Annotated in this window: 17 protein-coding genes and 3 pseudogenes; 7 read left to right on the forward strand and 13 right to left on the reverse strand. The window is 38.4% G+C overall.

What is annotated here, in order from left to right; genetic code table 11:
• Window positions 1-310 precede the first annotated feature (310 nt).
• The 4 genes from CUU64_RS16900 to CUU64_RS22155 all read right to left on the reverse strand — a co-directional run bounded on the left by CUU64_RS16900 (window position 311) and on the right by CUU64_RS22155 (window position 4,343).
• Entirely contained in the window at window positions 311-958 is a 648-nt protein-coding gene (locus CUU64_RS16900) for a 2OG-Fe(II) oxygenase (protein ID WP_101634799.1), read from the reverse strand.
• A gap of 444 nt (window positions 959-1,402) precedes the next feature.
• Complete coding sequence (gene guaC / locus CUU64_RS16905) at window positions 1,403-2,386, reverse strand: GMP reductase (RefSeq protein ID WP_101634800.1); 984 nt, start codon at window positions 2,384-2,386, stop codon at window positions 1,403-1,405.
• A 456-nt stretch (window positions 2,387-2,842) separates the two neighbouring features.
• Window positions 2,843-3,631, reverse strand: a complete 789-nt coding sequence (locus tag CUU64_RS16910) for an enoyl-CoA hydratase/isomerase family protein (protein ID WP_257985564.1) — start codon at window positions 3,629-3,631, stop codon at window positions 2,843-2,845.
• Between the two features lie 550 nt (window positions 3,632-4,181).
• Entirely contained in the window at window positions 4,182-4,343 is a 162-nt protein-coding gene (locus CUU64_RS22155) for a hypothetical protein (RefSeq protein WP_180954651.1), read from the reverse strand.
• Between the two features lie 166 nt (window positions 4,344-4,509).
• Between CUU64_RS22155 and CUU64_RS16915 the strand changes: the two genes are divergently transcribed.
• Entirely contained in the window at window positions 4,510-5,799 is a 1,290-nt protein-coding gene (locus tag CUU64_RS16915; protein ID WP_101634802.1) for a sensor histidine kinase, read from the forward strand.
• A 471-nt stretch (window positions 5,800-6,270) separates the two neighbouring features.
• Here CUU64_RS16915 and CUU64_RS16920 read toward each other — a convergent pair whose 3' ends face one another.
• Both CUU64_RS16920 and CUU64_RS16925 read right to left on the reverse strand, forming a co-directional pair.
• Window positions 6,271-7,668, reverse strand: a complete 1,398-nt coding sequence (locus tag CUU64_RS16920; protein WP_101634803.1) for a right-handed parallel beta-helix repeat-containing protein — start codon at window positions 7,666-7,668, stop codon at window positions 6,271-6,273.
• Window positions 7,669-8,078: 410 nt separating this feature from the next.
• On the reverse strand, window positions 8,079-8,576 hold the full coding sequence (locus CUU64_RS16925) for a P-loop nucleotide/nucleoside kinase family protein (RefSeq protein ID WP_101634805.1): 498 nt from the start codon (window positions 8,574-8,576) through the stop codon (window positions 8,079-8,081).
• Window positions 8,577-9,109: 533 nt separating this feature from the next.
• On the opposite strand from CUU64_RS16925, the gene CUU64_RS22730 reads away from it, so the two are divergent.
• Window positions 9,110-9,382, forward strand: a complete 273-nt coding sequence (locus CUU64_RS22730; protein WP_257985578.1) for a multicopper oxidase domain-containing protein — start codon at window positions 9,110-9,112, stop codon at window positions 9,380-9,382.
• A complete protein-coding gene (locus CUU64_RS22735; RefSeq protein ID WP_257985565.1) occupies window positions 9,327-9,725 on the forward strand; it encodes a multicopper oxidase domain-containing protein in 399 nt (132 codons plus the stop codon). Before CUU64_RS22730 ends, CUU64_RS22735 begins: the two co-directional genes overlap by 56 nt.
• Window positions 9,726-9,730: 5 nt before the next feature.
• On the opposite strand, the gene CUU64_RS16935 is transcribed toward CUU64_RS22735, so the two are convergent.
• From CUU64_RS16935 to CUU64_RS16945, 3 genes are all read right to left on the reverse strand, one after another.
• Window positions 9,731-10,072, reverse strand: coding sequence for an ATP-binding protein (locus CUU64_RS16935; RefSeq protein ID WP_101634806.1), 342 nt, complete (start codon window positions 10,070-10,072; stop codon window positions 9,731-9,733).
• A 334-nt stretch (window positions 10,073-10,406) separates the two neighbouring features.
• Window positions 10,407-10,688, reverse strand: a complete 282-nt coding sequence (locus tag CUU64_RS16940; protein WP_257985566.1) for a YggT family protein — start codon at window positions 10,686-10,688, stop codon at window positions 10,407-10,409.
• A 257-nt stretch (window positions 10,689-10,945) separates the two neighbouring features.
• Window positions 10,946-13,375 carry a bifunctional diguanylate cyclase/phosphodiesterase gene (locus tag CUU64_RS16945; protein WP_101634808.1) on the reverse strand — a complete coding sequence of 810 codons (2,430 nt, stop codon included), beginning with the start codon at window positions 13,373-13,375 and terminating at the stop codon, window positions 10,946-10,948.
• Between the two features lie 485 nt (window positions 13,376-13,860).
• Here CUU64_RS16945 and CUU64_RS22740 point away from each other — a divergent pair.
• Window positions 13,861-14,022, forward strand: a pseudogene (locus tag CUU64_RS22740) (GMC oxidoreductase); the annotation flags it as partial.
• A gap of 111 nt (window positions 14,023-14,133) precedes the next feature.
• Here CUU64_RS22740 and CUU64_RS16955 read toward each other — a convergent pair.
• The 3 genes from CUU64_RS16955 to CUU64_RS16965 all read right to left on the reverse strand — a co-directional run bounded on the left by CUU64_RS16955 (window position 14,134) and on the right by CUU64_RS16965 (window position 17,320).
• Entirely contained in the window at window positions 14,134-14,238 is a 105-nt protein-coding gene (locus CUU64_RS16955; protein WP_101634810.1) for a sporulation protein YjcZ, read from the reverse strand.
• A gap of 855 nt (window positions 14,239-15,093) precedes the next feature.
• Complete coding sequence (zupT, locus tag CUU64_RS16960; RefSeq protein ID WP_101634811.1) at window positions 15,094-15,894, reverse strand: zinc transporter ZupT; 801 nt, start codon at window positions 15,892-15,894, stop codon at window positions 15,094-15,096.
• Between the two features lie 139 nt (window positions 15,895-16,033).
• Complete coding sequence (locus CUU64_RS16965) at window positions 16,034-17,320, reverse strand: Nramp family divalent metal transporter (protein WP_142383644.1); 1,287 nt, start codon at window positions 17,318-17,320, stop codon at window positions 16,034-16,036.
• 349 nt (window positions 17,321-17,669) lie between these two features.
• On the opposite strand from CUU64_RS16965, the pseudogene CUU64_RS16970 reads away from it, so the two are divergent.
• From CUU64_RS16970 to CUU64_RS16975, 3 genes and pseudogenes are all read left to right on the forward strand, one after another.
• Window positions 17,670-17,920: pseudogene (locus CUU64_RS16970) on the forward strand (YibE/F family protein); the annotation flags it as partial.
• 115 nt (window positions 17,921-18,035) lie between these two features.
• Window positions 18,036-18,286, forward strand: a pseudogene (locus CUU64_RS23205) (PCYCGC motif-containing (lipo)protein); the annotation flags it as partial.
• A gap of 160 nt (window positions 18,287-18,446) precedes the next feature.
• Window positions 18,447-19,778, forward strand: a complete 1,332-nt coding sequence (locus CUU64_RS16975; RefSeq protein ID WP_101634812.1) for an N-acetylmuramoyl-L-alanine amidase family protein — start codon at window positions 18,447-18,449, stop codon at window positions 19,776-19,778.
• Between the two features lie 261 nt (window positions 19,779-20,039).
• Here the strand turns inward: CUU64_RS16975 and CUU64_RS16980 are convergent, their stop codons facing one another.
• Complete coding sequence (locus CUU64_RS16980; RefSeq protein ID WP_101634813.1) at window positions 20,040-20,531, reverse strand: hypothetical protein; 492 nt, start codon at window positions 20,529-20,531, stop codon at window positions 20,040-20,042.
• Window positions 20,532-20,568: the final 37 nt, after the last annotated feature.

The raw sequence follows: 20,568 nt of genomic DNA on the forward strand, positions 1-20,568 counted from the left end.
AGAGACCACATATGTTATCATGGGATTTACGATAGGGGTGATTGGATGTTCTTCAAAAAAGATGAAAATATAGACAGAAAATCAGTGGACATCGCTTGTTGGATAACCTTCCTATTCTGGGGAATAATCCTTCTTATAAATGGCGTGTTCGAAACTTATAAAAAGGAGTGTATTTTTAGTTCTTTCAGTATCCTTATTATGGGGTTAGCTGTCTTTTTTATATCAGAGTACATAACTAGAAGAATACGAAAATCCCAGACTAATAAATAACCTGACATCAACTGCGCCCTACCTGATTATTTACTTGGCTTTACCTTAATCTTTGCCGTCTCATCCATTGTGTTGCAACCCACTTTTCCCCCTTTAGAACAGGTGCTCCACCGTGCAAGGTTAGTTCGTTTAAATAGTTTTCGTTATAGAAGTATTCAAAATATACGGCCATACCCTTTTGAGGTGACACTGAAAAATTCAGCTTAGGAAAAAAAGTTTCTCCCCCTTCTTCCACATCATTTAGGTAGATAACGATTGTGCTAATTCTATTATTTTCACTCGCTCTACTGATGGGCGAAAAATAATCATAATGTGCTTTATACTCTTGACCAGGAACATATTTTAGAATTTGAATACCATCCCCATGTTCAATCGGTATATTCATAATAGAAGAAATTCTTTTTTCAATTTTGGCAACCGTTTGATTTTCACCATCCTCAAAAAACATACCGCTGCTTGTTCTGATCGCATTCATTTCCCGTTCTGCCCCAACTTTTGAACGTCGCATTTTGTCTTTTGCCATCAAAATCAGCTGTTCGCATTCTTCCTCACTCAAAACATTTCCTAATATTGCTATTAAGGGTTCCTCTATCTTCGCAATTATATGAATCTCTCTATCCACTGTTTGAATTTTATTACCGATGTGATGAAAAATAGTTTCTTCCTTTAATGTAGTATGGGTTGTCACCTTTCATCATCTCCTAACTAAAACATAAAACGAAAGCGGTTACATTTAGTATAATACCACAAAATCGGATTAAATTACCAAACTAATTTGTATGTAGTTCCCTATCGTTACGCACTTTTTTTGTATTAAAGTGTTACTAATCCAATACTCCTGAATAATCCTGCAAGTTATTCAAATAAAAAACAACTTACTATGCTGAAAATAAAAAGCGGAGTAATTCATTTTAAAAAAGATCAATATGCTTCCACTACTTTATATATCAGAAGAGCTGCCAAAAGACAGCTCTCCATTCTAACAATTGTTTAATTCCAGATTCGGAAATTCTGAATAGCAGCTTCTTCGGTTTCCGGTGATGCAGACTAAATTTTCTTTCCAGTTTCTTTTTTATAAGCTAATATTACACACGGTAAAAGAATGCAGTCCTACAAAAAAATCTTTAGCCTTTTAAAATACCCGGTCTCCGTTAAAGATTGAATTCTTAACAATGACATAATCCACATTGCGGATTGCATCCACTTTGTTTCCTCCTGCATAGGAAATAGAGGATTGGAGATCCTGCTGCATTTCGGTTAAGGTATCTTGTAAAGAGCCTTTGTGTTCCACAAGTATTTTCTTACCCTCTACATTTTTCCTCTCACCTTTTTGGAATTCGGAAGCGGAACCAAAATATTCCTTATAAAGTATCCCGTCTTTTTCAATCGTTTTCCCTGGTGATTCTTCATGCCCGGCGAATAAAGAGCCAATCATAACCATGGATGCACCAAACCGAATGGATTTTGCGATATCGCCATGTGTACGAATACCTCCGTCCGCAATGATTGGCTTGCTGGCTGCCTTTGCACACCAGCGAAGTGCCGCCAACTGCCATCCTCCCGTACCAAAACCAGTTTTAATTTTTGTAATGCATACCTTTCCTGGTCCGATTCCTACCTTAGTGGCATCTGCACCAGCATTCTCCAATTCCCTTACCGCTTCTGGGGTTCCTACATTACCGGCAATAACAAAGCTGTCCGGCAAGTGTTTCTTGATATGCTGAATCATCTTAATGACCGCATTAGAATGCCCATGTGCAATATCAATCGTAATGTATTCCGGTGTAAGCTGTTCATCTGCCAATTGCTCGATAAAACTGTATTCTTCCTCCTTGACACCCACGCTAATGGATGAATACAATCCCCGCGATTTCATATCCTTAACAAATGTCAACCGTTTCTCTGGTTCAAAACGGTGCATAATATAAAAGTACCCATTTTCCGCTAAATAAATGGAGACCTTTTCATCGATAATCGTTTGCATATTTGAAGGTACAACAGGCAGCTTAAATGTGCGTCTGCCAAAAGTAACAGTGGTATCACACTCGGAACGGCTATCCACTACAGATTTTGCCGGAATTAATTGAATATCTTCGTAATCAAATACTGTATCCATTATATCCACCTCTAAATACGAATATTAATATTTAAATATACCTAAATGTTCGTTTAACCTTTGTAAATGTACAATATTTTTTTGAGCATGTCAAAGGGTAACTAGTAAAAAATTTCAAAAAATTTTTCACTCTACATTTAGGTAATATAAACTCTAAGAATATTGAACAAAGAAAATCATGCTCCCGGATCATACAAGTAAAATCAACTTGGCCGATATATCTGAGAACTTAACTGATATATTCAGGAGTTGGCTGATATATCCGGGAGTATGTTTTTATTCTTAAACCCTATACAACAAAAATAAGTGGTAATTCCATTGAAGAACTACCACTAGATTATAATTGCGGTTGATATAATTTATTTCTCTGCACCAGAAAGAGGTATAATAATTTGTTCTTCTGGTGCCATCCTGCTAATCTCTGTGTATTTTTTTACTCAGCTATTTGAAATATAACTACTCTCCCTGGAACACAGGTTTCCTTTTCTCAGCAAAGGCTTTAACGCCTTCCTGGACGTCTTTCGTTCCAAAACAGACTTTAATAGAAGCGTATTCCTGTTTTAGAATTGTGGTAAGATCTGTGTCAGAGCTTGCGGCTAGCAATCTTTTGGAAAGTGTCATGGCAACAGCTGGTCCTTCCGCTAATTCCATGGCAAAATTCATAACTCTATCTTGAAATTCTTCATCAGGGAAGATCCCGTTAACCAAACCAATCCGTTCGGCTTCTTCGGGATAAATGTCCCGACCTGTATATATCAATTCCGCAGCTTTGGTTCTTCCTACCAAACGCGGTAAAAAGTAGGTCATTCCTGCATCAGGGCTAAGACCACGGCGAATGTATCCTGCTGTTACCCTGGCATCAGCAGACATAAAACGCAAGTCGCAAGCAAGGGCCAGAGCGAGTCCTGCACCAGCAGCTATCCCATTAATCGCGGCGATGACTGGTTTATCACAATGAACGATTCCTAACGCTTGATGACCAACCCATCCCAAGTCATCTAATTTTTTATGACGGGAATAAGTGGATGAATCTCTTTTCGCATAATCTGACAGGTCAAGGCCCGCACAAAAACCTCTTCCACTTCCGGTAATCACAACGACACGGACTTCATCATCAACCGATGCGTCCGCAATGGCCTGGATGATCTCCTCACTCAGTTTATCATTGACGGCATTGAGACGCTCAGGTCTATTTAAAGTCAATGTCCGAACCCCATTGTGTGTATCCACGATAATATGCTCCATATACATTCCTCCTAAAAGCTGATTCCTATTAACATTTTAAAATTATGACTTTTGGAGTTTGACTATGATGTGAACTGAACTGATCTGCTTCTTATTTTTCACACGGAGAGATAACGGTTTGCTTCCATTCACGCGGAATCCTTCAATAATAATCTCTCTCCTTAATCTTCTCTAGTTGGACTTTCTCCAACTTATCGCCATGGCATTTACCACCAAGATGTGAATTATACAAGCTCTTCAGTAATGAAACATAAGAATGGAAAAAATCAAGATTTACATTGTTCTAGAACTTTCTATCAACTCCTATTAAGGTATTCTACTCCTTTAATTAATTCGATAAGAAAGAAAAATTCCCTCTATTACACCGGTATTATAATCTTTTAATGAAAGGACGGTTAAATCCGTTCTTTTTTCTTTTATATTAGCTATGTTAAATAATATTGTTGATAAATGACCATAAAAACAAGGACCCTTGATGGGGTCCTGTTTTGAATCCTTATTGAAGATAAGCACCCTATAGTTTAAGTACAATTGTTCACAAACTTATTTTTTATTTCAGGAATGCTGCCCCGTTAGTGCAATAAGAAATGGCACCTGAATCTCGAGCACCTGTCAGTTTGAGAATAATTGCTTCAGTAATCATAAGAGGTTGAATTGATACTATTGGTATTACGTTTTTTTCAAATAAATCCAGTGCTAAAATCATAAACAAATGAACCCTCTTTAGCTTGTACTGTCATTTAGTTTAAAAAACAGTTATTTATTGATTCTTAACGTATTTATGAACTGTTTTTTTTCATTTTTCCGAAAATGGTTGTGAACATATCGCATTTAGTTTTAAACTATCAATAAAAAGAACTGTCGGACGGTGGATTGTTATGCTGGAATTGCTGAAACACCTGCTTTTTAATCTTTCACTTATCTTGCTATTTACGTTTATCTTCAAGCTTGCCGCTGAACGATACTATTCTGAACCATTTCCACCTGTTTTTTGTTTTCTCGGACTGTTTCTATCACTTATCGTATGCCTTTGGTTTTCGATTCCTATTGACGGGGTAATGTTGGATCTCAGGCAAATTCCTATTATTATTGGTGGGCTTTATTATGGATTAGGACCATTGTTGGCTATATTATCTTTAATCCTCAGAGGGTTGTTATTTGGCTTTAATAGTCAATTATTGGCGATAACACCAATATATCTTCTTTTAGCACTGGCTTTATGGCTCGCTCACCCATGGTTTCTAAAACTAAAATCCCGAAAACGCATTCAAGTTTCTGTTTTCATTGTTGCTGCAATAAGCGCGCTGACCTTTGGTGTTTTATTAATTAGTGATATAACTATTTCTGAACTTGAAATCGCCTTAGTAATTACCTTCATTCAATGTATTGGAATAGGAATGATGTCTTATCTTACCGAGGTAATGATTGAAAATGAGTTTTTTAGAAATCAAATGATGAAGTCACAAAAAATAGAGCTTGCGAGCCATATGAGCGCTGCTATTTCTCATGAAGTCCGCAACCCTCTAACGGCAGCACTAGGCTTTCTTCAACTTGCTACAGAAGACATTAGTATTCAGGGAAAAACGAAGGGGTACATTGAAACGGCTATTAATGAGTTGCACGAAGCTGAGCGTGTAATAAAGGATTACTTTACCTTCGCGCAGCCCTCATTAAACGAAGTAAATCCTTTTTGTGTAAATGAAGAGCTTAAAAAAGTGATTAAATCATTGCATCCTCTTGCCAATATGAATTCAGTAGAGGTAGTAACAGTAATAAATACTGAATGTTTTATCATTGGGGATCGCGGCCTCTTTCGTCAATGCTTACTAAATATCATAAAAAATAGTATTGAGGCAATGCCTAATGGGGGCAAACTTACCGTACATTCGAGTAACACAAAGGATGAGATTCGAATTAGAATATCCGATTCAGGAATAGGAATGTCAGTAGAACAAGTGCAACGCCTGGGTGAGCCATACTATTCTACAAAAGGGAACAAAGGGACGGGTCTAGGATTAATGGTATCTTTGAGTATTATACGTGCCTTAAAAGGCAACTTTCATATTAACAGTCGAATAGGCTTAGGTACAGAGTTTGTAGTTGCATTCCCTGCATATTGTTCGGATAATTTGAGCCCGAAATCCATTAACGAAGTGGCATCCGGTTAATTAGGATGGATTTGTAGACATAGCAGAAGGACTTCATGAGGAGTTTTGCTGCCTAAACGCCTATCAGTTTTAGTTCCAACCTGCACTTTTAGTTAATGTTCTCGTTTTGAGATAAAGGAACAGTCCGCTGTCTCAAATTGTAAGAAACGCGGAACCATCTAGCGTTTCTTACAATTTCGATTATTAATAATCCTTATTCAACTAACCTGCCCCGTTAGTGGAACAAGAAAAGCTGCCCAAAAACAGCTCCGATTTAAAACACCTGATTCTCGGAATCTTTCTCGTTATTAAAAGTGGAAGAAGGAATAACAAAAAAGAGTTTAAATCCAAAATCCTCGTTTTTTGAAAAATAACTTAACCGGCAAATACGCCAAGACTAACTCTATGTAGATGAAGTTCATCATGTTCGGGTATCCTTGTCATCTATCATCGTTCCTATCGAGATGTAGTATGTACCCATTATACTACTGGTTACTTTTTGGTGACCATTCGGAAGTCGCGTTTCCTTTCATCCGCGAAGATGGGCTTCCTGAACGTGCTTTTACGATCCTGGAGGCTTTTCTGTTGATACGCTGCAAAGCCGGTGACTTCTTCCGATTGCCAGATCCAGCGTGTTTGTTTATCGCCTTTTTCATAGTAATAGACATTGTTGTCGATCTTATTGCTGTTAATTTGATTGGTAGGACTGCTGATCAAAAGCTGTGATTTCCCGGCCACCATGATGTTGTTCTCAATCCTGTTTTGCTTTGTGTGGTATTGTATGAGCAGTTGGCCCCCGTCTTGAAATTTGGTATCGTTTTTATACAGGATGTTCCCTGTAATCCTATTTTTCACGGTGCTTCCTCTTTTGTGATCATAGCCACCGATTGCAATGCCTGCACTTCTGTTTTCGTAAATGACATTGTTCCGTATCGTGACCGAGCTTGTGGATTTTCCGCCATGTTCACTGGCCGCTTCTATGCCTATATCATTCTGATAGACACGATTGTTTTCGATGGTGATCTGTTTTCCGCCATCGACATAAATACCGCCCGCAGAATAATGGTTTCCGTAGGCCGGGTTTCCGTAACTGGAAATGTGATAGACCGTATTGTTGCGGATGATTCCGTTTCTCGCCTGGTCGAACTTCTCCTCAGTGGATACACCTTCGAATCCGATGATATCAATTCCGATGTTGTCGTTTCGCCTTAGGAGGTTGTCTGTCACCTTAAAGTTCGAAACATTCCCGTTTAACACGAGAGACTCACTCCAACCCAACTTCATGTCTTCCAGTTTGTTTCCTGAAACGATAATATCCTCGATCGCGTCCGGTGCATTGGTGCCATATACCGCAATTCCATGGGCGTTCCCGTTTTTATGCTGCGTTTCGATATGGTGCACATGGTTCCGTAAAATCTTGACCCCTTTTCCGCTCCCGCTGACGGAAATGCCGATGGGCACCAGGTCTTCCTTTTTGGTTTTATACTGCTTGATTTCAAATCCCTCGACCGTGACATAGCTTTTGTCATGGATCGAAACCAAGCCCTGATGGTCCCACGACACCTGAACGAGGCTTCCATCAATGGTCGCCTTTTCCTTCGGATACGCTTTCAACGTAATAGGGGCTTCTTTACGCCCGGATTTTTTGATGACCACCTGTTCACGATAAGTCCCATTTCGTACATAGACCGTGGTACCAGGTTTTGCGAGATTGACTGCTTTTTGTATGGTTTTAAGCGGTTTGTTCCTGCTTCCTGGATTTTTGTTATCGCCAACAGGAGAGACATACAGCCCGGTTTGTTCCGTTTTCTTGGCTGCCATGGCGTGAATGGCCATTCCAATCGTACATACCATCAAAAATGACAACATGGCTTTCCATTTTTTGTGCATAGTCGTTCCCCCTTGTTGTTTATGTCGGTTTAAACGGGGAAGATGTTTACCATTCGGTTCTTTTCAACTAACCTGTCCCGTTTGTTCAATAAGAGAATAAACTAAAAACGTCAATCCCTGTGGATGTATTTGGCAATTAAGAAATGCTGTTTATGGCAGTATGTCTTTTGAATATAAAAAAGCCGAAAATATGCAAGAAATGAATAAAAACTTGCATATTTTTGACTTATTGATACTTATTGATATTAAACAAAAGCACCCTGTATGTTTAAGTGTACCACTTCACAAAGTTACATCGATTTTAACATATATACATTGAAACTTTTTCTTAATCACATTTCATTTTATATCATATAGAGCGCCTCCCAGAACAAAAGGTACTCTATACACACGAGTCATTGAACTCCTTGTTATTCTTTACCGCTAAACTCTAAAATATTTAAACCCTCGGATGCAACTGGTGCTTCAAAAAATTTAGTAACATGAATAAACACCGCTTCCGTGTCAAAAGCTGCTCTTTCGGGTTGTTCGTTACGCCTTTGTGCAATTTGACGTAAGCATTGCTCGTTATTTAGATTAAGGAAAATTAGTTGATGGCTTGCATTAACATCTGACGCCATATCCAAAAACCACTTTCGCAGTTTTTGAGTGTTAGCTGGAAAATCCATCACTACATCTGTACCGACACTTAATATGTTTTGGACATGCTTTTTCACCAATGGCTTGAGCTGCGATGAGAATTTTAGATAGTCCTCAAATGATGCAATCTGATTGGGATAAAGTGATGAAAGCCATTCATCCTCAGACAACAGTACCGCATGTTTATCTATCGCCAATCGCTTTGATTTAGTTGATTTTCCAGCTCCCATTTTTCCACAGAAAAAGTATAGCGTCCCCAATTGTTTCATATTTTTTAACCCCCGCGTTTATCTTAGTTTAAATTTTTACTTCGTTAGTTCCCATAGAGATTCTCCTCTTATTAATATTTAGACGCTCAGATTTATATCCATTTTACTTAGTCTACCAATTTCATTTATATTCCTTCTTTAACAAATCTGCCCTTTAGTGGAACAAGAAAAGCTGCTTCAAAAGCAGCTTGGATCTTATACTCCACACATTAGTTCAAAAAGGTGAATAAGACCCTAGGGCTATACGCTAATATTAAAATCATATTGGCTCCTTTTTTATGACTATTATCTGCACATAGTTATCAACTATTTATAGTTCTATTACTAAAATCCGCAATTGTCAGATTCCTCTTACATATTTTACGAAATATAATAAAGGGAAATATGAAGAAAGGTGTGATATTTTGACTTCACCGGTAAATCCGTCAGATCCAAATTCCATCCCCAAGTTTGTGGATGAACTTAGGAAGCCTCCCGTTGCTATACCAAAAATTTGTAGTGACTATCCCAAAAATTCATACTATGAGCTTAAAATGAAAGAAGCGGAACATCGTTTCCATAAAGACTTCCCAAAATCAACTATATGGGGATATGATGGGATATGTCCTGGCCCGACAATTGAGGCTCCGAAAGATAAAACGACTTATGTTAAGTACCTCAATAATTTGCCCACAAAGCACTTTTTTCCAGTTGACTATACCCTTCACAGTGCTGTTGATTCACCAGAAGTGAGAACTGTAGTCCATTTACATGGAGCAAATGTTGATTGGGAAAGTGATGGACACGGATCACGCTCATATTGTTAGGGATTTGCCATTAAGTATTAGTACAGATCAGTATGGAAGGCCAATGTTATTATTGAATGACCGCATGTATCATGAACCAGCCACCGAAAAGCCTTCGTTTGATAGCATTGAGATTTGGAATTTTATTAATGCAACCCCTCTTAATCACCCTATTCATGTGCACTTGGTACAGTTTAAAATTATAGAACGGCGACCATTCAACGTAGAACGTTATCAAAATGAAGGAATACTTGAGTTTACAGGGGATGCGGTGGAACCACGCGACTACGAAAGAGGCTGGAAGGATATGTTGAACATTTTTATCATGGGGATTGGAAACTTAGATTATTATCCAGGTCTTTAATAATTTTATTGTACATTTTTGTCCGAATGCGAAGATTCATCCAATTCCATAAGTTTAATGTAAATTACCTCTACTAACCAAAACTTCTCAAGGGTTTCTTTTGGCATTCCTTTACCTTCATCCTTAATGATAATGGAAACTTGTCCGTGTTCATTTGCTAAAGATACGGAAACATTGCCTCCGTCAGGCATCGCTTCAATTGCGTTTTTGATCAAGTTAATCAATACCTGCTTTAATTGGTTGCTTTCACAATGGATAAGGATGTTCCGTTGATCGCCATTAAATATTATATTTACATTTCTTAAGATGGACTCGGGCTGCATAAATGTTACTACTGATTTGACCAAAGCCACGATATCCGTTTGATTAAAATGAACGATATGAGGTTAGCCAGCAACATAAATTCACTCACAATGGAATTTATCCTGTCAATTTCGTCTAGTATAATCTCTACATATGTTTTATGTTCCAAGGATACTCTTTCGTTTAGCATCTGGGCGGCCCTTTTTTTATCGGTAACCTTATGCCGAATCGCAATATACTGATAAGGCCTGCCATTTTGATCCACATATGGAATGACCGTAGAATATACACAATAATGTGATTCAGCCTTTGCCCTGTGTTTTTCCCCTCTCCAAATATGGCCGCATTTAACTTAATGAATGCTCCATAAGTATTTATCTATACGCCCATCATTTTCAATAATTGACGAAGACCTTCTAAAGCAAATCCACCTAAATATCTATATGCAATTAAAGCGATGAAAGGTGAAATGTCAATTACACCAAGAGGCGGGATAAACCGCCTAAATATATCTAAGTATGGGTCAACTAGTTTACTAACCCATATGCCAATCTTGGTTGTATTAAACTGAGGGAACCAGGAACCAAAGATGGATATTAAAATTAACCAATAATAAATATCGTAAACATACTGTCCAATATGCAAAATAATAGAGCCCATGTTCATTCTTCCCGTCTATTTATTTAATACCCTTTTAATACTTTGTATTACTATTTCTGTAATTCTTCATATGTATACACATACGTTTGTTGCCCAAAAAGGTTTCATTCTTATTCTCCTGATTCCCCACTGTAGAGAAAAACAAAAAAGGCTGCCAAAGCAGCCCTAGTTATTTAGCAAAGCAACCGTTCGTATTAACAGAATAACGGACCCTAAAAACTCTTGTCTTTTAATCAAGCTCGTACTTTATATTACTTTTATAGATTCGGTATCAGTTGTTGTTGAAGAATCGTATTCATCTCCCCAGCTGGTATTGGCCGGCTGAAGAAGTATCCTTGGGCTTCATTACATTTTTCCTGTTGGAGAAAATCTAATTGTTCCGTTGTCTCCACACCCTCTGCAATCACTTTCAAATCCAAGTTATGAGCCATATTAATAATGGTGCTAACAAGAGAAGCATCTTTCTGATCATTAAAAATGTTCCTTATAAAAGTCTGATCGATCTTTAAGGTATCAATAGGAAATGTCTTCAGATAGCTTAAAGAAGAATATCCAGTTCCAAAGTCATCAATCGATAAATGAATTCCCATTTCCTTCAATGTATGCATCGTCGATATGGCATGCTTCGAATCTTGAATAATACTTTCAGTAAGTTCAAGTTCCAGGTACATGGGATCAAGTTCCGTCTCCTTCAATATTTTTTTTACCGTCTCTACAAAGTTAGACTGCTGGAACTGGCGTGAAGAAATATTGACAGCCACCCGTAAAGGTGGATACCCATCCTCCTGCCAGGCCTTGTTCTGAAGGCAGGCAGTTTTCAGCACCCATTCTCCTATGGGCAATATTAATCCGGTTTCTTCCGCCAAAGGAATAAATTCAGCTGGAGACACCATGCCCCACTCTGGATGCTGCCACCGAATCAGGGCTTCAACTCCACGTAATTTCCCGGTCTTCACATCCATTTGTGGCTGATAATAAATTTTAAATTCATTAAGATCCAAAGCTTTACGTAAGCTAATTTCCAGCTTCATTTTCTTGGTTATGGCCTCATTCATATCTGGAGTGTAAAACTGAAAATTATTTTTTCCGTCTTCTTTTACCCGGTACATAGCAGTATCGGCATTTTTAATCAGTGTTTCTGTATCTCTTCCATCAGTTGGATAAACAGAGATACCAATCGATGGCGTTACAAATAGTTCATGTGTGCCTAGCATTATAGGGCTTCTAAATAAATCAACAATCTTTTGCGCAATCTTAGTCATTTTATCTGTATCACACTGTGGAACGAGCACAATAAATTCATCACCGCCTTGACGAGAAACTGTATCTGATGTTCCCACGCAGGCTTTAATTCGCTTGGCTACTTCTATTAATAATTGATCACCTATGGCGTGTCCTAACGTATCATTAATGTACTTAAAACGATCTAGATCGATGAACATCACACTAAGAGATTGTTTATGCTCATGTGCTTGACCTAATGCCGTATTAAGACGGTCATTTAATAAGCGACGGTTGGGCAAACCAGTCAAAGGATCACGGTACACCATTTGGTTAATTTTTTCCTCAGATTGTTTTCTTTCTGTAATATCCCGAATGATACTGCTAAAATACAGATTTCCTTCTTCCTGCCACGTCCCGATAGAAAGTTCAATGGGAAAGATTTTGCCCCCTTTTTTTAAACCTTGTAATTCTACCATTTTCCCGATTGTTTCAGTTTCTTGAGCAGAAAAGTTTCGTTCCATTCCTATTTGAATGGCCTCTCTAAAATTTTTGGGAATGATCAGTTGTAAATTTTCCCCTAAAACTTCTTTTTCTAAATAGCCAAACATCTCTTCTGCACCCTTATTCCATGAAATGATGGTTCCATGGCTATCGGCTAAAATAATGGCATCTGTTGCTGATTCTATAACCGACCGAAACTTACTCTCGAACTTAATCGATTGAGATTCAAATTTCTTATCTACGAAAATACTAATGAATACTAGCCCGAAAATGATAAGCATTCCCATGCCAATACCATACGCGAGAAATGTGCTTTCAGGTACAGATTCTGAACTGTGCACGTGCACGTGACCCTTAAAGCTAGCAGAACTCATTCCAGTGTAATGCATGCCAGATATCGCGACTCCCATCACTAATGAACTACCCATTTTTCTCCACCGCATATTGGGAGTGTGTGAATTTTGGCTGATGAAAAATAAAAGGTACAAGGCCACCATTGAGGCGATAAATGCAATAATAGCGGAAAGAACCCATAATAGGAGGTTGTACTCAATCTCTGCTCCCATCTTCATGGCTTCCATTCCGGTATAATGCATGGATACAATTCCTATGGCCATAAAAAGGGCTCCCGGTATGACTTGCCATTTCCCCATCGCAGTCCGACTGATAATAAAAAAAGCAATGCCGGAAGATATAACGGCTGGAAAAATAGAAAGAATTACCAATACAAGATCATAAGAGACGGGTATGGATAAATGGAAAGCAAGCATTGCGATAAAATGCATGGCCCATATACCCATACCCATAGCAAACGCGCCTGTCCACAGCCAAATGTGCCGTAACATGCCTTTTGCTTTATTGATTTGTATACCTAACGCCAATCCAGCATAAGATGCAAGGATGGCAATGATTATAGAAAGTGTGACAAGTGAGATTTGATAGGTACCATGGAATGTTTCCATATAGCATCCCCCTTATATTAATAACTACATAAGCTTTCTAAAAATTAGTTCGATTTTCCACTACTGTATAAGATTAACATACATTCAAATCAATAAAGTCCTAACTGCGGTTAAAATTATGTAAATGTAAGTATCTTTTTTTAGCTCTCTTAGAAATATTCATCGGTTAACACTTAAACGACCAAACTTAATGTCAACTCGTTTTGCCCCCAGTCATATGCAGACCCGAAACAAAAAGGTACCGTGTTCAATAAGCAACTAGGACTATATTACTACTAATCAGATGAATTTCAAGTATAAGTTAGATAAACTTGAAAAAATATCCTATAGGATAATAGCACAAACATGATTCAACCTTTAATACACTGATATGGACACTTAGTCTTTAGCCCACACAGTTACACAAAAGAGGCTGACTCAAAAGGTCGTTAAACGACGACTTTCTGAGTCAGTTTTTTATTAACCCTTCCGCTTTACTTTTTTTGGAAAATAAAAAGCGGATTAGAGGTGAGTTTTCATCTATTCTCCGTAATTTCCTCAGGGCCTCTTATACAGCTCTCAATCATTATGGCGGTCAATGTAAGATGGGGCGGAATATCAGAGAAGGGGTTGTGGATGGCTTTCTGAATGTCTTTGGTACAAAAAACGCGATGGCTTAATATATAATATGTACAAGCTCTCCAACTGACAGCCTTTTATTTAAAAGAGAAAGCCTAATAATAAGGTTTACACCAAATTATTAGGCCTTATTAGTTAGATTAGCAACCCCAAGTACAGAAACCTGCTCCTATAATGATGACCAACAAAACGAAAATAACAAGAACGAATGCAGCTTCACGACCACGTCCGTATTCTTCTCCCATAATAGCACTCCTTACTTTTTAAGTTTGTATGACATTCCATTTATCAAAAAGCCTAAGAATAGGGTTGTACCACATGGGCTTGACCTATTATTAGGCTTTTTCTAGTAGATAAAAGAGAAACCTAAAATAATCACCAACAGAACGAAAATAACCAGAACAAATGCAGCCTCTCTGCCACGTCCGTATTCTTCACCCATACTATTCACTCCTTTCCTTTTACTCAATCTCATCATATGTACAGGCTATCAAAGTGACAGTGTTTTTAATGAGTATCTATTAAATTGATGAGAATGCACATTTTTCATTAGATTTTTGGAGTATGTAATTTTGCTGTTCATCTATAAATAAAAACCTTCTAACCTCCTTGAATAAATAACATCGTTCAGCAAAATCTAAATTTACAACAGCGCTGTACAACATCACAAAAAGCCTTCATTCGGGGGAATGAAGGCTTTTTCCAGGGTGTCGAGAAACTTGTTAAGATGTATAAAAGTGTATAAAACTCAAAATAGGGATTGGAAGGATTCAAAATTGATATGGCAAAAATCGTCTTTTCTTTATTCAACTAACGCCCCCTATAGTTTAAGTGCAACTTTTCACATACTTGTGTTTTGGAGGTGACGACCGTGCAGCTTTATTGGTCAAATCATCAACTGGCCTACCTACTATTTCAGACAGGGATCGACATGATATGGCCAATGAGAGGATGACCAATTAAATTAGGAGTAGCATGATTATACTTAGAAAAGGTTTCAAAGACTGCTCTTTTTCGGGAGTAGTCTTCTTATTTGCATGTCAGGCCTGTTTTCATCAGTGTCCGACAGTAGTGTGAAGGATTAGACATTTCAATTAATATTAAATGAACAACAATAAACTGAGAGCCATTACTGCCATCCCGGCAATCAATCCATAAATGGATACATGACCTTCATCATATTTTTTAGCAGCAGGAATTAATCCATCAAGTGATATAAAAACCATGATGCCAGCCACCGCAGCAAAAACCATTCCAAACATTACATCGTTAAGGAACGGCATTAAGATCAGGTAGGCAATAACTGCACCGACAGGCTCCGATAATCCTGATAAAAATGACAGTTTAAAGGCTTTCTTCTTGTTTCCCGTGGCAAAGTATATCGGCACGGCCACTGCAATGCCCTCTGGAATATTATGAATTGCTATCGCAAAGGCTATTGCCATACCCAAAGACGGGTCTTGCAGGGCTGACGTGAATGTAGCAATTCCCTCGGGAAAATTATGAATGGCAATGGCTAACGCAGTAAATGTACCCATTTTCAATAATGCAGTCTCTTCAACGGAGGAATTCATATCCTCTACCTTCTGGTGTTCATGAGGATTCCCATGTGTAGGTATAAATTTGTCAATGAATGCGATAAGGAGCATGCCTGCAAAGAACCCGCCAACGGTCAGCCAGTTACCTAACTGGACCCCAACACTATCAACCAGGGCAGTCTTGGCTTTCACAAAAATTTCTACCAATGAAACATAAATCATAACACCCGCCGAAAAACCGAGCGTCAAAGATAAAAATTTTTTGTTCGTCTTTCTTGTAAGTAACGCGATAACACTTCCAATTCCGGTTGCCAGTCCGGCTAACAATGTAAGGCTAAAAGCCAAAATCACGTTTTCTTCCATCGGTCTATCTCCCCCTGCGAACAGTTGCAGCCATTTTCACCTTATTACATACTACACTGAAAACATTGACTTTGTGCCAAACTGTTTCCTTTGATAAACATTTGACACTTAAACATTACTTTGCTCATATAGATTGAGATTAATGAAAAGTCTCAAAAAGCAGAAAAATATTTAATAAAATAACGATTGCTGCTATGACCCAGCCTACTACTGTTGTCAGCCTATGATTGGTCAGCCCGCCCATGATTTTTTTGTTGCTCGTAAAAATAATCAACGGAATCAGAGCGAACGCAATGCCAAAGGATAGAATGACTTGACTCATAACCAAGGCATTTGTCGGATTAATACCAGATATGATAATGAGTAAAGGTGGCACCACCGTGATAGCACGCCGTAAATACAGATTTATTTTCTTGTTTATAAATCCTTGCATCACCACATCGCCGGCCATCGTACCTACTGAAGAACTGGACAACCCGGCAATTAATAGGCTTAGTCCGAAAGAAATCGACGCAACAGGACCAACTAAATGGCCAAATTGATGGAAGGCTGTAGACAAATCTTCAATGATTAGACCGTTTTTGAAAAAAAGCGATGCAGAAACGATCAGCATACTCATGTTAATGGCCCCAGCCAGCATCATGGCAATAATGATATCCAAAAATTCCAGTTTGAATATTTGCTTTTTGTCGAAATCGTTCTGTCCTACCACACGCTTTTGAGTGAGGGAGGAATGGAGATAGATGGCATGAGGCATGACCGTCGCCCCCAGAATGCCGGAAGCTAAAAGAATGCTGTCTACCCCTTCAAACTTTGGAGTAAAAACCCCTTCCGCTACAGCACTTATATCAGGCTTTGCCAAAACTACCTGACAGGCGAATGCTACTACCACAATCATAACCATCGCTGCTATGCCGGCCTCCAATGAGCGGTATCCACGACGCTGCAATTCCAAAATAAGGAAAGATGCACCCGCAGTGATGAGTGCAGCAGGAAGCATAGGTATATCAAATAGTAAATTAAGTCCTAGAGCCGCTCCAATAAATTCTGCCAAATCGGTTGCAATGATAACCAGTTCACTTTGTATCCACAAAAAAAGAGCTACGGATGTTGGGAATAAATCACGTGCTACTTCCGGTAAATTCATACCCGTCGCAATTCCCAGTTTGGCAGATAAGGATTGTATTAACACGGCCATTATATTAGATACGGCAATCACCCATAGCAAAAGATAACCGAATTTTGAACCAGCCGTTATATTGGTTGCAAAATTACCAGGATCTATATACGCAACAGAGGCAATGAAAGCCGGTCCGAGGAAGGGTAAAATCCTTTTAAAACCAGTTACATCCCCTCTTAAAACTGCCTCCGCGGAAATTAATGTCTTATTTTTTAGTAAGATGGTTTCGAGCTTTCGTTTTTTCAAACTGTTTCCCCCCTACCCAATATTAACCTTGTTTCAAAAAAGTTTCCCTAAGGCAAAATATAGCTACTTATAATCTTAAGGCATTGTTTAAATTATGTAAAATACTTTGAAGGGGAATTTTCTATTTAACCACGTGAGTTGATCATCCGTACAGTGAAAATCTTATGGTCTGTAGAAAAGAACCCCGAGCCGTGGAAAATCATGTAGTAAATAAATTAGGATGCTGATAAAAGGATAGGAATATAACGATTTAAAAGAACATAAAGCAATCTATAATTTGAAACCTTGATTGCATTCATTATGAAATATAGCCTCTTAACGTAAAAAGAAACCAAGCGGATAACATTTTCTTAGCATTGGGAAGGATATATTAGGTACAAATACAAATACGCTGTTTTTTGCCTTTTTTGGAGGTTCTATGGCGTTGGGTTTAAAGACTTATCTTATTCCATAGGAGAAATCATAAATTCAAAATTATTCAGTGCCGAGATGATTTCTATATTTTGTGCAGGAATTGGCATCGCTCTCATTATTCCAATCACCTCCTGGATTAATGCCTATTATTTGATAAAGAAAAGAGAGAAATCACATGATAGTTAAAAAAAGAATTAATGTTTTTATTTAAGGCAACGGCTTTTTGCATTTAAGTAAGGAAAGTTATACTTGATTTTAAAAATGGAACAGGCATTGAAAGATCCAGGGAATTTACAACAATGTGTTGAACTATATGCCTTGTTATTCCTGGTGCTATGATAAAGATGGGCATACCAAAATACAAATTGCTTCGTGAAAAAAGTTTAGAATAAGCAAGTCACCTTGGATTCCATGGGTTTGGCTGACCGGTCTGCGTAAACATAGGCTAAATCACAGTTTGAATAGCGAAAACCTTTGAAGGACATACGAAACATGATTGATGAAAAATACAAGGATGGAGGAACGCCACCGCCCCCTACTCCTATGCCGAAAGGTTGGCGTGAAGCACAATTTCTCCCGCAGAACCTGGTGCTTTTTTCATATTCTTGCCTAAAACAGGACTTTAGACTCTCATTCTCTTCACCTATTTCCTCTATCATTGGAGACAACTGTTATATATCGACAGCAATAGACATATCAGGTAGGTGAGTGAATGAAAGGAAAGTCTTCTAGTAAATTGATCTTTATCCTGCTTGCATTTTTGTTTTTCGTTTCTTTTATCCCAAAATTTGCTGAGGCTGCTTCCGTTCAAATGAAGGTAAACGTGGATAGTTTAAATGTCCGTTCCAAACCAGGAACCCAGTATTCCACAATCGGTTCCTTGAAGAAGAACCAGGTCGTTACGGTCTATGAAAAACAGTCGAGTTGGAGCAAAATCAGTTTCGGAAAAACGTATGGATGGGTATCCTCTTCCTATCTAACGAAAACGGCTGCGACAACCAATACAAATACTAATACTAATACTAATACAAATACAAATTCCTATAAAACATGGACTGGATATGTAAATGCCACTTCCTTGAGTCTTCGCAAGTCATCAAGTTCAACCAGCCAAATACTTGCCTCTTTGGTCAAAGGAACTACCCTAACCGTCGAAGGTCAGCAAGGAACTTGGTTAAAGGTGTATGTTTCATCCAAAAAACTCCGTGGATGGGTGGCAGCCAGTTATGTTTCCAAAAAGGCGGTTGTAGCATCGAAACCGGCTAGTGACACTTCACTGGATATCTATTATACAAAGGCGTATTTAAACGTCCGAACACAGCCTGGCACAAGCTCTCCACTATTGTTTAAATTACCGACCAATGCCAGTGTTCAATTGCTAGAAAAGAAGAATGATTGGGGTAAAGTCCAATCATCTTTTGGAACAGGTTGGGTATCCATGGCATACTTGACGAAGACCGTGCCTAGTATCCCGCCCGTCTCTTCTTCCAATGCGGTAAAAGGAAAAGTGATTGTCCTGGATGCCGGACATGGAGGAAAAGATTCTGGTACAAGTGGAAAGGAAAACTTAGAAAAGAATCTTTCCCTCATATCTACACAAAAGGTAGCTGCCCTTCTTCAAAAAGCCGGGGCAAAAGTGATCCTGACCCGAACAAACGATACGTATCTGACCCTGCAACAACGGGTAGAGGTCAGCAATAAAAATAATGCTGATGCGTTCATCAGCATTCATTACAATGCAGCCGGCAAAACTAGCAGCGGGATTATGTCATTCTACTATACGTCTTCCAAAGAATTGGAGCTCGCGAAGTCTATCCAGGAAGGAATGATTGCTGCAACCAAAATGAATGATAAAGGGGTTCATTTTGGAAACTTCCATGTGATACGTGAGAACAAGCGTCCAGCAGTACTGCTGGAACTAGGGTTCCTATCCAATCCCGTTGACGAGAAACGTCTTGCTTCCAGCACATTTCAGACCCAAATCAGCACAGGAATTTTCAATGGAATCAATAATTATTTCAAAAAATCCGCTGGACTTAAGTAGTCCGCGGAATTTTTTATGGACAGGAGATTTCAATTTGAATCTTGAAGATAAAGATGGACAAAGGGTATTACTAAAAATGTAGCCTGCCGTACGTGAGTCGTTTATCCGCACGATGTCAGTGTTACATGCCTTACAAAAGGAAAATCCGGCAGCCGCGGATGCACCACAAAGGATGTTCTTCCACTACCTGCCTTTACTTGAATAAGAAAAAAAGCCTTGCTCCTTTGTTGAAGACAAGCACCCGTTAGTTGAAGAAGCTGTTTATTTCTTATGAACCTTAACAAATACAGTTCCAAATAGTTTATCTCCAAAATAAGCATCTAACTTCCACATTCCACTCTTTGGTAGTAACATCTGTGATGGCGTGTGTCGGTCTGCCCCATTATTTGCACCACCACCTATATCTATATCTTCTAACACAGTTATTTGTTCATTATCATTTTCGTGTAGGGCAACTACTTTTAGTTTGCCATCAAACTCTTGGTCTTCTCCCCAAAAATGCCACATATATTTTTGGGTTTTATTTGGATAAAATCTAACAACCTCACTATCATCATAAATAAAACCTAAACGCCCTTTTTCACCAATCATAGTGTAATTACCAGATTTGAACAGAGGACTTTGATTCCATTTTTGTGCTTGATTTTTATTTTCTACATTTGTAGTTATGGTTTCCTTATTCTTATTTGTACATCCAACAGTAGTTAAGATAACAATAATTGAAATAATTAAAACAAAACTTTTTTTAAACATAAACACTACACCACCCTTTTTATGGATATATCCTCTC

Source organism: Bacillus sp. V5-8f (assembly GCF_002863565.1).
Lineage (GTDB): Bacteria > Bacillota > Bacilli > Bacillales > DSM-1321 > Peribacillus.